The 13,660-nt window shown below is 63.7% G+C and carries 14 protein-coding genes; 5 read left to right on the top strand and 9 right to left on the bottom strand.

The window, feature by feature from the left end:
• Positions 1-131 precede the first annotated feature (131 nt).
• Positions 132-386, bottom strand: a complete 255-nt coding sequence (locus IVB45_RS25085; protein ID WP_247362627.1) for a hypothetical protein — start codon at positions 384-386, stop codon at positions 132-134.
• On the opposite strand from IVB45_RS25085, the gene IVB45_RS25080 reads away from it, so the two are divergent.
• Complete coding sequence (locus IVB45_RS25080) at positions 385-759, top strand: Hpt domain-containing protein (RefSeq protein ID WP_247362626.1); 375 nt, start codon at positions 385-387, stop codon at positions 757-759. The genes IVB45_RS25085 and IVB45_RS25080 overlap by 2 nt on opposite strands.
• 166 nt (positions 760-925) lie before the next feature.
• The gene (locus IVB45_RS25075; RefSeq protein ID WP_007602043.1) at positions 926-1,246 is read left to right on the top strand and encodes a 2Fe-2S iron-sulfur cluster-binding protein; all 321 of its coding nucleotides are present in this window, start codon (positions 926-928) and stop codon (positions 1,244-1,246) included.
• A gap of 13 nt (positions 1,247-1,259) precedes the next feature.
• Here IVB45_RS25075 and IVB45_RS25070 read toward each other — a convergent pair whose 3' ends face one another.
• Positions 1,260-1,727, bottom strand: a complete 468-nt coding sequence (locus IVB45_RS25070) for a thioesterase family protein (RefSeq protein ID WP_007602045.1) — start codon at positions 1,725-1,727, stop codon at positions 1,260-1,262.
• A gap of 182 nt (positions 1,728-1,909) precedes the next feature.
• Here IVB45_RS25070 and IVB45_RS25065 point away from each other — a divergent pair, with 182 nt between their 5' ends.
• The 3 genes from IVB45_RS25065 to IVB45_RS25055 all read left to right on the top strand — a co-directional run bounded on the left by IVB45_RS25065 (position 1,910) and on the right by IVB45_RS25055 (position 4,395).
• Positions 1,910-2,938: an NAD(P)/FAD-dependent oxidoreductase gene (locus tag IVB45_RS25065; protein WP_247287394.1), complete on the top strand. Its 1,029-nt coding sequence runs from the start codon at positions 1,910-1,912 to the stop codon at positions 2,936-2,938.
• A 116-nt stretch (positions 2,939-3,054) separates the two neighbouring features.
• Entirely contained in the window at positions 3,055-3,657 is a 603-nt protein-coding gene (locus tag IVB45_RS25060; protein ID WP_247362624.1) for a DUF2147 domain-containing protein, read from the top strand.
• A 408-nt stretch (positions 3,658-4,065) separates the two neighbouring features.
• Positions 4,066-4,395, top strand: a complete 330-nt coding sequence (locus tag IVB45_RS25055; protein ID WP_197031123.1) for a hypothetical protein — start codon at positions 4,066-4,068, stop codon at positions 4,393-4,395.
• Positions 4,396-4,486: 91 nt separating this feature from the next.
• On the opposite strand, the gene garD is transcribed toward IVB45_RS25055, so the two are convergent.
• The 7 genes from garD to IVB45_RS25020 form a co-directional block, all read right to left on the bottom strand.
• On the bottom strand, positions 4,487-6,028 hold the full coding sequence (gene garD / locus IVB45_RS25050; RefSeq protein WP_247362622.1) for a galactarate dehydratase: 1,542 nt from the start codon (positions 6,026-6,028) through the stop codon (positions 4,487-4,489).
• 124 nt (positions 6,029-6,152) lie between these two features.
• On the bottom strand, positions 6,153-7,601 hold the full coding sequence (locus IVB45_RS25045) for an aldehyde dehydrogenase family protein (protein WP_247362620.1): 1,449 nt from the start codon (positions 7,599-7,601) through the stop codon (positions 6,153-6,155).
• Positions 7,602-7,620: 19 nt separating this feature from the next.
• A complete protein-coding gene (gene gudD, locus IVB45_RS25040) occupies positions 7,621-8,964 on the bottom strand; it encodes a glucarate dehydratase (protein WP_247362618.1) in 1,344 nt (447 codons plus the stop codon).
• A 24-nt stretch (positions 8,965-8,988) separates the two neighbouring features.
• Positions 8,989-9,933, bottom strand: a complete 945-nt coding sequence (gene kdgD / locus IVB45_RS25035) for a 5-dehydro-4-deoxyglucarate dehydratase (protein WP_247362616.1) — start codon at positions 9,931-9,933, stop codon at positions 8,989-8,991.
• 124 nt (positions 9,934-10,057) lie between these two features.
• Complete coding sequence (locus IVB45_RS25030; RefSeq protein ID WP_247362615.1) at positions 10,058-10,963, bottom strand: LysR substrate-binding domain-containing protein; 906 nt, start codon at positions 10,961-10,963, stop codon at positions 10,058-10,060.
• Between the two features lie 122 nt (positions 10,964-11,085).
• Complete coding sequence (locus IVB45_RS25025; RefSeq protein WP_247287384.1) at positions 11,086-12,438, bottom strand: MFS transporter; 1,353 nt, start codon at positions 12,436-12,438, stop codon at positions 11,086-11,088.
• 126 nt (positions 12,439-12,564) lie between these two features.
• Positions 12,565-13,572 (bottom strand): hypothetical protein, encoded by a 1,008-nt coding sequence (locus IVB45_RS25020; protein ID WP_247362613.1) that lies wholly within the window; start codon positions 13,570-13,572, stop codon positions 12,565-12,567.
• Between the last annotated feature and the right edge of the window lie 88 nt (positions 13,573-13,660).

The raw sequence follows: 13,660 nt of genomic DNA, 5'->3' as shown, positions 1-13,660 counted from the left end.
CCCTCGTTACTTGTACGCGTCCCCCCGCGAGCTCTGCGCGCTACGCAAGCCCACAGTCCGGATCATGCCGCTTGCGCGGATCTCCGAGCCATCCCCACCCGGACGGCTTGTCCGCCAATTTCTCCAACATCCTATTGGCAGAGCGTCGCGAATGAAATGCCCGCGATTAAGACATTCTTAATCATCGTTAACAGGAACGCGCCGTAAGGCCTTAGCAATAAATACAATTCTCCACCGAACTCGGCGGATTGCGGCAACTTTTCGTCAATAAACAGGCAGATTTGCGCAAAACGGCCGGAACATTTCGTTAACCATTTCCGTGCTTGGGTGGAGGGAACTTGACCGCCGGACCGGCGGACATCGCGCGATGCCGGGGCCTGCGCCATGATGCCTGAACTGCGACGGATGGACTGGATGCCCTCGCCCCCGCTTGCACCCATCGACAGCCCGCTCGACCTCGATCATCTCTCCCGCATGACCCTCGGTGATTCCGAGCTGGAACAGGAAGTGCTGACGATGTTTGCCGAGCAGGCGGTGCGCTTGATCGCGGCAATGGCAGCGCTGCCGGCCGAGGCTGGCGCACTCGCCCACAAGCTCAAGGGCTCGGCGCGCGGGATCGGCGCCTTTGCGGTGGCGGATGCCGCAGCCAGCCTGGAGACTGCGATTCAGACCGGCCAGGGCCGGCCTCACGCCTTCGCCGCGCTGAAAGAGGCGGTGACCGAGGCGCGCGTCGCCATCGAGGCAATCCTCAACCCTTAGGGCGTCAGGGCCAGACCCCTGCTCTAGTCTTTTGTTTTGACGGGTTTTCTTCCCGCGAAGCGGTATTCTCGACTTCAACAAAACGCTATGGCGCCGGGCTGACCGACCCGTTATAGGACAGCCCGGACCCTCCTTCATTCCCTAGATCGCGGCAGCACGAGCACACATGGCCAAAATTCACTTTGTCGATCACAAGGGCGAAACCCGTACGGTGGACGTCGAGAACGGCGCGACTGTGATGGAAGCCGCCATCCGCAACAGCATTCCCGGCATCGAGGCCGAATGCGGCGGCGCCTGCGCCTGCGCCACCTGCCATGTCTATGTCGACGAAGCGTGGCGCGAGAAGGTCGGCAGCCCGACGCCGATGGAAGAGGACATGCTCGACTTCGGCTTCGACGTGCGCCCGAACTCGCGCCTGTCCTGCCAGATCAAGGTCTCCGACGATCTCGACGGCCTCGTGGTGGCGACGCCGGAACGCCAGGCCTAACTCTCTTAGCTATTCATGTGCTCGGCGGCGCGACCTCGATGCCGCGCTTGTGCCAGGGCCTGAGCTTCTCGAGCACTTCCGCGATCAGTGGCGTTGGCCGGCGCGACGCCTCGTCGATCATCACGGCGACCGATGTCGCCGATGCAATGCACTTCCCTTCCGAAAACACCACCTGCTCGAACGTCACCGACGTTCGTCCCAGCTTCGCGACGCCGAGGCCGAGCTCGATCGTGTTCGGCCAGTGCAGCTCCGCGCGAAAATGGATGTCGAGCCGCACCATGATCCAGGCAAGTCCGGGCGGCGTCAGGCCGTATTCCGGGAGCTTCATCAGCGTGACGCGGCCGGTCTCGAAATAGGTGGCGTAGACCGCGTTGTTGACGTGCTGATTGGGGTCGAGATCGCCGAAGCGGACGTTGTCGCTGAGGCGAAAAGGATAGTCCTCCAGGCGCGGCGTCGTATCGAGGCGGCTTGGTGCGTTCACCGATTGATCTCCGTCATATCGTTGCTGGTTACAGCCCAGTTATCCTGACCCGGCAAGTGGGGCCGGCTGCGGGGCGCTCCCGCTTTTATGCCTTCCCTGATCCATCCCCGTTGGCTAGACAGGCAGGGTCACCTCGGCCCACAGGGCGCCGTCCCACCGATATCGATCGACAAAGAGACGACATGAGCGACGCGATCAAAACCGATGTGTTGATTATTGGCGCCGGCCCCTGCGGTCTGTTCGCCGCTTTCGAGCTGGGCCTTCTCGACATGAAGACGCATTTCGTCGACATCCTCGACAAGGTCGGCGGCCAGTGCGCAGAACTCTATCCGGAAAAGCCGATCTACGACATTCCCGGCATTCCGCAGGTTTCGGGGCAGGGCCTCACCGACGCGCTGATGGAGCAGATCAAGCCGTTCCATCCGACTTTCCATCTCGGCGAGATGATCGAGACCGTGGAGAAGATCGGCGATCCCCTGTTCCGCTGCACCACGGACGCCGGCAAGGTGTTCGAATGCAAGGTGCTGGTGATCGCGGCCGGCGGCGGCTCCTTTCAGCCCAAGCGTCCACCGGTGCCGGGTATCGAAGCCTATGAAGGAAGCTCGGTGCACTACGCCGTGCGCAAGATGGAGACGTTCCGCGACAAGAACGTGCTGATCGTGGGCGGCGGCGATTCCGCGCTCGACTGGACACTTAATCTGCATCCGATTGCCAAGCGCATCACGCTCTTGCACCGTCGCGACGATTTTCGCGCCGCGCCCCACAGCGTCGAGCAGATGCGCGCGCTGGTCGCGGCCGGCAAGATGGATCTGCGCCTCGGCCAGGTCACCGCGCTGTCGGGCAGCGAGGGGAAGCTGAGCGGCGCCACCGTCAAGGGCAACGACAACAGCGTGACCGAAATCACCTGCGACACCATGCTGCCGTTCTTCGGCTTGACCATGAAGCTCGGGCCGGTGGCGAACTGGGGCATCGCGCTGGAGAACAATCTGGTGCCGGTCGAGACGTCCGCGTTCGAGACCAACGTGCCAGGCATCTTCGCGATCGGCGACATCAACACCTATCCCGGCAAGATCAAGCTGATCCTGTGCGGCTTCCACGAGGGCGCGCTGATGTCGCAAAAAGCCCATCGCTACGTCTATCCGGAGAAGCGGCTCGTGTTCCAGTACACGACCTCGTCCTCCAGCCTGCAAAAGAAGCTCGGCGTCAACTGACGGCGGCGGGCGATGCCCCATGTTTCTGGTGCTGGAACAGTTCGCGAAATCGCCGTAGTCTGCGGCCATTGCGGTAGGCGGCTTGGCAAGGCGATTGGCTCAGCAAGGTGATGATAATGTGGACTCTCTTTTCCAGCTTTCGGCTGTTCTCGCTCCTCGCGCTCGCGATGTCGCTCGGTGCGGTGAGCCCCGTTGCGGCGCAAGTGCAGCAGCCGACCGCCGCGGGTCTCTGGCAGAAGGTCGAAGACGGCAAGACGGTGGGATGGTTCCTCTTCATCGACCACAACGGCATCTTCGAAGGTGTCATCGCAAAAACCTTCCCGCGTCCCGGCGACGACCCGAACGAGATCTGCGCGAAATGCACGGACGATCGCAAGAACGCGCCGGTGCTCGGGCTCTCCTTTATCCGCGACATGAAGCGCGACGGCTTGAAGTATGACGGCGGCAACGTGGTCAATCCGCGCGACGGCAACATCTGGAAGGCCAAGATGACGGTCAGCCCGGATGGGCAGACCCTGACGATGCGCGGCTTCCTCGGCATTTCCCTGTTCGGCAAGGACGAAACCTGGACGCGTCTTCCCGACACCAACATCGCGCAGGTCGATCCCGCCATCGTCGCGAAATATCTCCCGGCGCAAGCGACCGCCGCGACCAAGCCGATGCCTGCGGCGCCGGCGAAGAAGGGCGGCGCGATGATGGCGCCGGCGCCGAAGCAGTAGGGTCTACGTCGCGCACTGTGCCGTCTGGACTTCCGTAGCTCCACAACACCGCCGTCATTGCTCGCGAAGGCGGGGGACTCCAGCACGCCGCAGCCTCTCCGTGTTCTTGCGCGGTGTCCGTGGCCCCCGTGCGCAATCGCGGTTGCGGCCGGCTGAGACAGCGGAGACCTTGGCGCGCGAGCAGCGGTCATACCCGTCGAAAGACCAATGCGTGCCGGACGCGCGCCAGTAGTTCCCCGGAATGCGCGGTGGCGCCGGATTTGCATAGCTATCCGCAAAGCTGTTGGGGGAATGAGTCGCCATCCTTGACGCCTTCGCCGAGTCGCGGAGGCGGACGGCAACTATCGCCCCGCGGCGATGACCTCGATCCGCGGAGACGACATGAGACGTGCAATACCGCGTGCCGCCATGCTGCTGGTTCTGACGGTGCTGCTGACCGCCCCGACGATGGCGCGTGACGACGGCCGCTACGCCAACTCGCCGTTAAAGCCCTGGTTCGAGAGCCTGCACAGTGAATACGGCCAATGCTGCTCGGATGCCGACGGCTATGTGGTCGCGGATGTCGACTGGGAATCCGACAGGGGCCGCTATCGCGTGCATCTCGAGGGCGAATGGGTCGTCGTGCCCGAAGGCGCCGTCATCACCGAGCCGAACAAGATCGGCCGCACCATGGTGTGGAAGCACTACATCGACGGCCATCCACGCGTGCGCTGCTTCATGCCGGGCAGCATGACGTAAACGAAAGCGTCATCCCAGGCGATGCGTAGCGCCGAAACGAGGCTCTCGCACTAACGCATCCGCGCGGCGAGACAGCGTCCGCGCCCAGCGCTCAGGTCACCGGCGCCGGATTGAACAGCGTCAAATCGTTGTGGATGCCCCAGCGATCCGACCAGGGTTGCGTGCGGCCGCTGGCGACGTCGAGGATCAAGCGGAACAGGTCCCAGCCGGTCTCCTCGATGGTCTTGTCGCCGGTGGCGATGCCGCCGGCATCGAAATCGATCAGGTCCTTCCAGCGTCGGGCCAGCTCGGTGCGGGTCGCGACCTTGATGACGGGCGCAGCCGCAAGGCCATAGGGCGTACCGCGGCCTGTGGTGAACACCTGCAGCGTCATGCCGGAGGCGAGCTGGAGCGTGCCGCAGATGAAGTCGGACGCCGGCGTTGCCGCAAACAGCATGCCCTTCTGCGTCGCCTTCTCGCCGGGCGAGAGTACGCCGGTGATTGCGGACGATCCGGACTTGACGATCGAGCCCAATGACTTCTCGACGATATTCGCCAAGCCGCCCTTCTTGTTGCCCGGCGTGGTGTTGGCGCTGCGGTCCGCTCCGCCGCGGGCCAGATAGGAATCGTACCAGGCCATCTCGCGGACCAGCGCGCGGCCGACGTCCTCGTTGATGGCGCGGCGGGTGAGCAACTGGATCGCGTCGCGCACTTCGGTGACTTCCGAGAACATCACGGTGGCGCCGGCGCGCACCAGCAGGTCGGCGGCGAATCCGACGGCAGGATTCGCGGTGACGCCGGAGAAGGCGTCGCTGCCACCGCATTGCAGGCCGATGACGAGATCGGCGGCCGGGCAGGTCTCGCGGGTGCGCTTGTTGAGGATCTTCAGGCGGGCTTCGGCCTGGGTCATGATCGCATCGACGATGGCGCCAAAACCGTCGAAGGCTTCGTCCTGCATGCGCACGATGGCGTTGCTGACGCCTTCCGGCACCAAACGCTCGGGCGCGAGCTTCTCGCAACCGAGGCTGATGACCAGGATCTCGCCGCCGAAGTTCGGGTTCTGCGCGATGTTTTGCAGCGTGCGGATCGGAATCACGGCGTCGGGCGCGTTGATGGCGACGCCACAGCCATACGCATGCGTCAGCGGCACGACGTCGTCGACATTCGGGTATTTCGGCAGCAGCTCGGCGCGGATGCGCTTCACCGCATATTCCATCGTGCCCTTGACGCATTGCACGGATGAGGAGATGCCGAGGATGTTCTTGGTGCCGACCGAGCCGTCGGAGTTGCGAAAGCCTTCGAACGTGAAACCATCGAGCGGCGGCAGCGGCGCGGGCACAGCGGTCGAGATTTCCAGCTTGTCGAGGGCAGGGGCCTCCGGCATGCGGATGCGCGCTTCGTCCACCCATTCCCCGGCCAGGATCGGCGCGAGCGCATGGCCGATCACCTCGCCGTAGCGGATGATCGGGGCGTCCTGCGGGATGTCGACCAGCGCCGTCTTGTGGCCTTGCGGCACGAAGGTACGCAGCGTCAGCCCGCTGGCGAAGCGGGAGCCGGCGGGAAGCCCGAAATCATTGACCACGATCGCGACGTTGTCGCGCTCGTTGAGCTTGATGTAGCGAGGCTGTTCTTTCGCTGCGACTGACTGGTCCATCTGCGCTTGCCTCCGAAGCCGTAGGGTGGGCAAAGGCGCAACGCGCCGTGCCCACCATCTTCACACCGAACGTAAGGCGGTGGGCACACTTCGCTTTGCCCACCCTACGATATCTTGCCCGTGGTTAGCCGGGAAAGGTATAGGCGGTCTTCACCGTCGTGTAGAACTCGCGGGCATAGGAGCCCTGTTCGCGGGCGCCGTAGCTCGAACCCTTCCGGCCGCCGAACGGCACGTGATAGTCGACGCCGGCGGTCGGCAGATTGACCATCACCATGCCGGACTCGCTGTTGCGCTTGTAGTGCGAGGCGTATTTCAGGCTGGTGGTGCAGATGCCGGAGGCAAGGCCGAACTCGGTGTCGTTGGAGATCGCCAGCGCCTCCTCGTAGTTCTTGGCGCGAATGACGGCGGCGACCGGGCCGAAGACCTCCTCGCGCGAAATGCGCATGTTGTTGTTGGCCTCGGTGAACAGCGCCGGCTGCAGGTAGTGGCCGGGCGTTTCGCGCTTGAGCAACTCGCCACCCCAGGCGAGCTTGGCACCCTCGTCCTGGCCGATCTTGATGTAGCGCAGGTCCTGGTCGAGCTGGCTCTGGTCGACCACGGGGCCGATATGCACGCCGGCCTTGAGCGCGTCGTCCACCGTCAGACCCTTCAGGCGCTCGGTCATCGCCGCAACGAAGCGATCATGGATGCCTTCGGTGACGATCAGGCGTGAGGACGCCGTGCAGCGCTGGCCTGTGGAGAAATAGGCGCCGTTAACGGCGACTTCGACGGCGGTCTTGAGGTCGGCGTCGTCGAGCACCACCAGCGGGTTCTTGCCGCCCATCTCGAGCTGGAATTTCTTCATGTTGCTCGAGGTCACGCAGGCCTGCGCGATCTTGCGGCCGGTCTGCACCGATCCGGTGAAGGTGATCGCGGCGACGTCGGGATGCTCGATCAGGGTCTGGCCGACCACGGAGCCCGAGCCGACCACGAGGTTGAACACGCCGGACGGGATGCCGGAGCGGGTGATGATCTCGGACAGCGCATGCGCCGAGCCTGGCACCAGCTCGGCAGGCTTGAACACCACGGTGTTGCCGTAGCAGAGCGCCGGGGCGATCTTCCAGGCGGGGATCGCGATCGGGAAATTCCAGGGCGTGATCATGCCGACGACGCCCATCGGCTCACGGGTGAGCTCGACGTCGATGCCGGGACGCACCGAGGCACCCTTCTCGCCGATCATGCGCAGCGCCTCGCCGGCGAAGAATGCGAAGATCTGGCCGGCGCGCGCGACCTCGCCGATACCTTCCGGCAGCGTCTTGCCTTCCTCGCGGGCGAGCAGGCGGCCGAGTTCTTCCTTGCGGGCGATGATCTCGAGCGAAATCTTGTTCAGCGCGTCGTAGCGCGCCTGCGGCGTCGACTGCGCCCAGGCGGGGAAGGCGGCCTTGGCGGCTGCGATGGCCTTCTCGGTCTGCGCCTTGTCGGCCTTGGCGTATTCGCCGACGACGTCGTTGGTGTTGGAGGGGTTGATGTTCTTGGTGACGGCGGCGCCATCGACCCATTCGCCGCCGATGAAGTTCTTCAGGATCGCAGTCATATCTCTTCCTCCGAATTTTCTAACGCACGAGGCAGGGACGCTTGTCGTCGAAGGTCCAGCCGGGGATCAGGTCCTGCATGGCAATAGCGTCATCGCGGGCGCCGAGTCCATGCTGCTTGTAGAGGTCATGCGCGGCGTCGATGGCGGCCCTGTCGATTTCGATACCCAGGCCCGGCCTCTCAGGCACGGCGATCTTGCCGCACTTGATCTGGAGTGGCTCCTTGGTCAGGGCCTGGCCGTCCTGCCAGATCCAGTGCGTGTCGATCGCGGTGACCTTGCCGGGGGCGGCGGCACCGACATGGGTGAACATGGCGAGCGAGATGTCGAAATGGTTGTTGGAGTGCGAACCCCAGGTCAAGCCGTTGTCGCGGCAGGTCTGGGCCACGCGCACCGAGCCTTGCATGGTCCAGAAATGGGGATCGGCCAGCGGAATGTCCACCGCGCCGAGGCGCAGCGCATGGGACAATTGCCGCCAGTCGGTCGCGATCATGTTGGTCGCGGTCGGCAGGCCGGTCGCACGGCGGAACTCGGCCATGATCTCACGGCCGGAGAAGCCACCTTCGGCGCCGCAGGGGTCCTCGGCATAGGCAAGGATGCCGTGCATGTCCTTGCAGAGGCCGACAGCCTCGTCGAGCGACCATGCGCCGTTCGGATCCAGGGTCACGCGCGCATTCGGAAAGCGCTTGGCGATCGCGGTGACGGCCTCGATCTCCTGCTCGCCGCGCAGCACGCCGCCCTTGAGCTTGAAATCGGCGAAGCCGTAATGGTCGTGGGTGGCTTCCGCGAGCCGCACCACGGTTTCCGGCGTCATCGCCTCCTGATGGCGGAGGTTGAACCATTCGGCCTTGCCGGTCTCGCCGCTGACATAGTCGAACTTGGTTTTACTGATGTCGCCGACGAAGAAGAGATAGCCGAGAGTCTCGACGCTGTTGCGCTGCTGGCCCTCGCCGAGCAGGGCTGCGACGGGCAGGTTGAGATGCTGACCGAGCAGATCGAGCAGCGCCGACTCCACGGCAGTGACGGCGTGGATCATGACGCGGAGATCGAAAGTCTGCTTGCCGCGGCCGCCGGCATCGCGATCGGCGAATGCGGTCCTGATATCGGCGAGGATGTTGTTCATCGCGCCGACGGTCTTGCCGATCACGAGATCACGGGCGTCCTGCAGCGTCTGCCAGATCTTCTGCCCGCCAGGCACCTCGCCGACGCCGGTGTGACCGGCATTGTCGGTGAGGATGACGATGTTGCGGGTGAAGAACGGCGCATGCGCGCCGCTCAGATTGAGGAGCATGCTGTCACGGCCTGCGACCGGGATCACCTGCATCGCGGTGACGACCGGTGCGCCAGTGATCTCGGTCTTGGCCATGCAGGCTCCTCCCTGTGTCGTTCGTTATTCTGCAGCCTGTTGTGACGATCGGATGGCGGGCAGATTCTTCACCAGCTCCGTGACTTCCGCGATCTCCTGCTCGGTGAGGTCGGTCAGCGGCGGGCGGACCGGGCCGGAATCACGGCCGATCACCTTCATGCCGGCCTTGATGATCGAGACCGCATAGCCCTTCTTGCGGTTGCGGATCGCGATCAGCGGCAGGATGAAGTCCTTCAAGCCGGCGTGGATCGTCGCGTGATCGCGCTTGCGCACGGCGGCATAGAAGTTGGTGGCGAATTCCGGAACGAAGTTGAACACCGCCGAGGAGTAGGTGGTCACGCCCATGTCGAGATAGGGCAGCGCGAAGGTCTCCGCGGTCGGCAGGCCGCCGATATAGGTCAGGCGGTCGCCGAGCTTGGTGTAGACCCGGGTCATCAGCTCGATGTCGCCGATGCCGTCCTTGTAGCCGACGAGGTTGGGGCAGCGTTCGGCGAGGCGGGCGAGCGTATCGGGCTGGAGGATGGCGTTGTCGCGATTGTAGACGATGACGCCGATCTTCACGGAGGCGCATATCGCTTCCACGTGGGCAGCAAGGCCATCCTGCTCCGCATGGGTGAGATAGGGCGGCAGCAGCAACAAGCCGTCGGCGCCGGCCTTCTCCGCGCCGATCGCGATCTCGCGCGCGGTGGCGGTGCCGTAGCCGGTGCCGGCGAGCACGGGGACGCGGCCCTTGGTCTCGTCCACGGCGATCTTGACCACCTGCGGAACCTCGGCCGCCGTCAGCGAGAAGAACTCGCCGGTGCCGCCGGCGGCGAACAGGCCTGCGACGTCATAGCCGCAGAGCCAGTCCATGTTGGCGCGGTAGGTCGTCTCGTCGAAGGAGTAGTCCGCCTTGAACGGCGTGACGGGGAAAGACAGCAGGCCGGATCCGATCTTCTGGGCCATTTCCTGCGGGGTCATCTTGCTCATGGGCGCTGCTCCCTGGTCTCATGTTGTGGAGGACGCCAAGGCTGCGCGTCCATGCGCCGTGGTTTAGGAGACCGTTCGATGCGGGTCCAAGCCAAAGCCTATATCGACCGATGCGAATTCAGCATCAATCTTCCATCACCTCCGCGGAGGACAATTCGCTCGCGATCTTGACGAGGGCCGACAGCAGCGGGTTCTCGTCTTCGCGGCGCCAGACCATGAACAGTTCGACGGGGACGCGGGTGCGCAGCTTCAGCGGCCGCAGGCGGACGTCCGCGATCTTCAAGCTCGCCGCCGCCGCGGGCACGATGGCAAGGCCGAGGCCGGCGCGCACCATGGCGAGGATCGAGTGGATCTGGCTCAGGTGCTGGACATAGCGCGGCAGGATGTCGGCGCGGGTGAACAGCGCCACCAGTACGTCGTGGAAGTAGCGGCTCTCATAGGGCGAATACATCACGAAAGGCTGGTTGTCGAAATCCTTGATTGTGATGGTCTCGGCATTCGCCAGCGGATGCTTTTTCGGGATCGCGGCGAGCAAGGGCTCGGCGACGACGCGGCGGCTGGCGATTTCGGGGCGCGCGATCGGGGGCCTGAGCAGGCCGGCATCGATCTGGCCCGAGGTCAGCGCCTCGAACTGGTCGCCCGACACCATCTCCTTCAGTGAGAAGTCCACCTCGGGCAGCTTGGCGCGGCAGGCGGCGACGAGCTCGGGGAGGAAGCCGTAGGCGGCGGCCGCGGTGAAGCCGATCTTCAGCGAGCCGGACTTGCCGAGCGCGATACGGCGGGCGACCTGCGAGGCGCTTTCCGCAAGCTTCAGGATGCGCCGCGCTTCCGGCAGGAAGCTGCGCCCGGCCGGCGTCAGGCGCACCGAGCGGCTGGTACGCTCCAGCAGCGGCGCATCGATGATGTGCTCGAGCACCTGGATCTGCCGGGACAGCGGCGGCTGGGTCATGTTCAGCCGCGCGGCGGCGCGGCCGAAATGCAATTCCTCTGCCACCGTGACGAAACAGCGGAGCTGGTTGAGGTCGAACATCGATACATGCCTTAGATGGATAAGGCGTTTCCCCGGCGCTTCTAGCATCGATTACTCCCAAAACAAAGACGGCGGCCGTGAAGCCGCCGTTAAGTTGCCTGGTCAAGCTCCCATGGGAGCCCTCAGGAGGAACGTTTGAGCACCACGCGCTCGATCTTGCCGACGACCACGAGATAGGCGAATGCGGCCACCAGCGCATTGGCGCCGACGAATATCAGCGCTCCGTTGAAGGAGCCGGTCGCGGCCAGGATGTAGCCGATCACGATCGGAGTGCTGATCGAGGAGAGATTGCCGAAGGTGTTGAACAGGCCGCCCGAGACGCCGCCGGCTTCCTTCGGCGAGGTGTCGGAGACGACAGCCCAGCCGAGCGCGCCGATGCCCTTGCCGAAGAAGGCGAGCGCCATGAAGCCGACCACCAGCGCCTGGCCGTCGACATAGTTGCAGGCGATGATCGACATCGACAGCAGCATGCCGCCGACGATCGGGATCTTGCGCGCCATCGTCAACGAGCCGGTCTTGCGCAGGATCGCGTCGGAGATGACGCCGCCGAGCACGCCGCCGATGAAGCCGCACAGCGCCGGCAGCGTCGCGACGAAGCCGGCTTGCAGGATCGAGAGGCCGCGCTCCTTGACGAGATAGACCGGGAACCAGGTCAGGAAGAAATAGGTCAGCGTGTTGATGCAGTACTGGCCGAGATAGACGCCGAGCATCATGCGGTTGGAGAGCAGCTGGCGGATATGGTCCCATCCCGGACCGGAAGCGGCCGCGCGTTCATGCTTCAGGTCGTCTTTGGGAGCGTCGAGGTCGACCAGCGCACCACCTGCCTTGATGTAGTCGAATTCGGCCTCGTTGACGCCGGGGTGCTCTTTCGGCCCGTAGACGGTCTTGATCCAGACCATCCCCATGATGATTCCGAGCGCACCCATCACGAAGAACACGTAGCGCCAGCCGTAGCCGTGTGCGATCCAACCCATCAGCGGCGCGAAGATCACGGTGGCGAAATACTGCCCGGAATTGAAGAACGCCGACGCGGTCCCGCGCTCGTTGCTCGGAAACCAGGCCGCGACGATGCGAGCATTGGCGGGGAACGAGGGCGCTTCGGCGATACCGACAAGGAAGCGCAAGCCGAACAGCACGACGATCGCGGTGCCGGCGCTGAAGAATCCGACCCAGCCCTGCAGCGTCGTGAACAGCGACCAGACGATGATGCTGAACGCATAGACGAGGCGGGAGCCGTAGCGGTCGAGCAGCCAGCCGCCCGGCACCTGTGCGATCACATAGGACCATCCGAACGCCGAGAAGATGTAGCCCATCGCGACCGGATCGAGATGCAGCTCCTTGGAGAGCGCGGGGCCCGCGATCGACAGCGTGGCGCGGTCGGCATAATTGACGGTCGTGACCAGGAACAACATGGTCACGATGAACAGCCTGACGCGAGACCTTCTCACGTCCGCTGCGGACATCACTGCGCTCATTGCGCGCCTCCTTAGAACTCGAAACGTTTCCCCACTGCGACTCCTAGAGGTGCGCGCGGCAAAGTGTCCAAGTTCAAGGCAGTATCGATCGATGCCGATTTTGGATTGATGGAACGGGAGTCGACGTCATCCGAGTTCTATAACGAGGGATGGAGCGCTCTTTGCGCGGATTTCGAACTCGAATGACCGCGTTTTCTGCAACTTCGTCAGTTGCGTCTTGAGGCCCTTCACATCATTTGTGAAGTGCAGCGTATAGTCGCCGTCGCCTCGGACACTCACGATGTTCTCTATCGTATCGCTATCCGGGTTCCCGTACTTGCCGTCAGCCGATATCACGTAGTGCTTTGCGGGAAACGACCTGAGGAACTTCTCGGTGATGTTGCGGTCGCTACCATGGTGCGGCATCTTCAAGATGTCGAGCTTCGAAGGCAGATCTAGACCTGCGTCCTTGAAGCCATCGACGATCTCGTCCCCGCGCGCGTCGCCGGTCAGCAAGATCTTACGTTTGGCGATTTCGACCAGCATCACGAGGCTCGACAGGTTTGTTGGGGACTCGTCAAGATCGTCGCGGAACAACGCAGCGAGCGCTGCGGCGTTGCCGGATTCGCTCTTCCATTTTTGTCGAAATGCGTCCAGCCGCGATTTAATCGGTCCGACGAGCGTGACCTTGGCGCCGTCCACGACTTTGCTCCCGCTCTTCGAGGATAAGGTGCCACCGAACGGCTCGTTTCCGCTGAGCTGAAGTTTAGTCAGATAGTCCCGCAGCTCACGGCCCTGGCCGATGCTGGCAAGAACGGCAACCGCGCGCTGGTCGAGCGAGCCGTTGCCTATATTGAGTTGGGGATCGGCACTGGCCATCGCCACCTGAGCCTTCGCTTGCGTGCCGGCGAGAGACGTCATGCCTGCCTGCAAGCTGGCGGAACTGCCGACGATGTCACGGAAGCTGTTGTGCCAAAATCGCTTGATTTCGAGAAAGTCCGCGGCACCGTCCTCCTGTTCGGCGAGCCCTTTGGTCATCTGCAAGATTCCCGTGACGTGGTCTTCGTCGACATGGCTCAGCATGGCAAGATCGACCGCCAGTTCGGAATCGTCGCCTCGCAACTCTTCCAATCGCGGTTCAATGTCTGTTTCCAAACTCCCTTCGGCCCGCCGTCGATGATCCAGAGACGCTTCCTGTTCTTCCAGGAGTATTGAATAAGCAGGGCATCGCCGTGCTTTGCAT

Source organism: Bradyrhizobium sp. 4 (genome assembly GCF_023100905.1).
Taxonomy (GTDB): Bacteria; Pseudomonadota; Alphaproteobacteria; order Rhizobiales; family Xanthobacteraceae; genus Bradyrhizobium.
This window is presented reverse-complemented; position numbering and strand designations above follow the sequence as displayed.

Coding starts and splice junctions, on each gene's coding strand:
- IVB45_RS25080 (WP_247362626.1), top strand. CDS start 385: ATGATGCCTGAACTGCGACGGATGGACTGGATGCCCTCGCCCCCGCTT.
- IVB45_RS25085 (WP_247362627.1), bottom strand. CDS start 386: ATGGCGCAGGCCCCGGCATCGCGCGATGTCCGCCGGTCCGGCGGTCAA.
- IVB45_RS25075 (WP_007602043.1), top strand. CDS start 926: ATGGCCAAAATTCACTTTGTCGATCACAAGGGCGAAACCCGTACGGTG.
- IVB45_RS25065 (WP_247287394.1), top strand. CDS start 1,910: ATGAGCGACGCGATCAAAACCGATGTGTTGATTATTGGCGCCGGCCCC.
- IVB45_RS25060 (WP_247362624.1), top strand. CDS start 3,055: ATGTGGACTCTCTTTTCCAGCTTTCGGCTGTTCTCGCTCCTCGCGCTC.
- IVB45_RS25055 (WP_197031123.1), top strand. CDS start 4,066: ATGCTGCTGGTTCTGACGGTGCTGCTGACCGCCCCGACGATGGCGCGT.
- garD (WP_247362622.1), bottom strand. CDS start 6,028: ATGGACCAGTCAGTCGCAGCGAAAGAACAGCCTCGCTACATCAAGCTC.
- IVB45_RS25045 (WP_247362620.1), bottom strand. CDS start 7,601: ATGACTGCGATCCTGAAGAACTTCATCGGCGGCGAATGGGTCGATGGC.
- gudD (WP_247362618.1), bottom strand. CDS start 8,964: ATGGCCAAGACCGAGATCACTGGCGCACCGGTCGTCACCGCGATGCAG.
- kdgD (WP_247362616.1), bottom strand. CDS start 9,933: ATGAGCAAGATGACCCCGCAGGAAATGGCCCAGAAGATCGGATCCGGC.
- IVB45_RS25030 (WP_247362615.1), bottom strand. CDS start 10,963: ATGTTCGACCTCAACCAGCTCCGCTGTTTCGTCACGGTGGCAGAGGAA.
- IVB45_RS25025 (WP_247287384.1), bottom strand. CDS start 12,438: ATGAGCGCAGTGATGTCCGCAGCGGACGTGAGAAGGTCTCGCGTCAGG.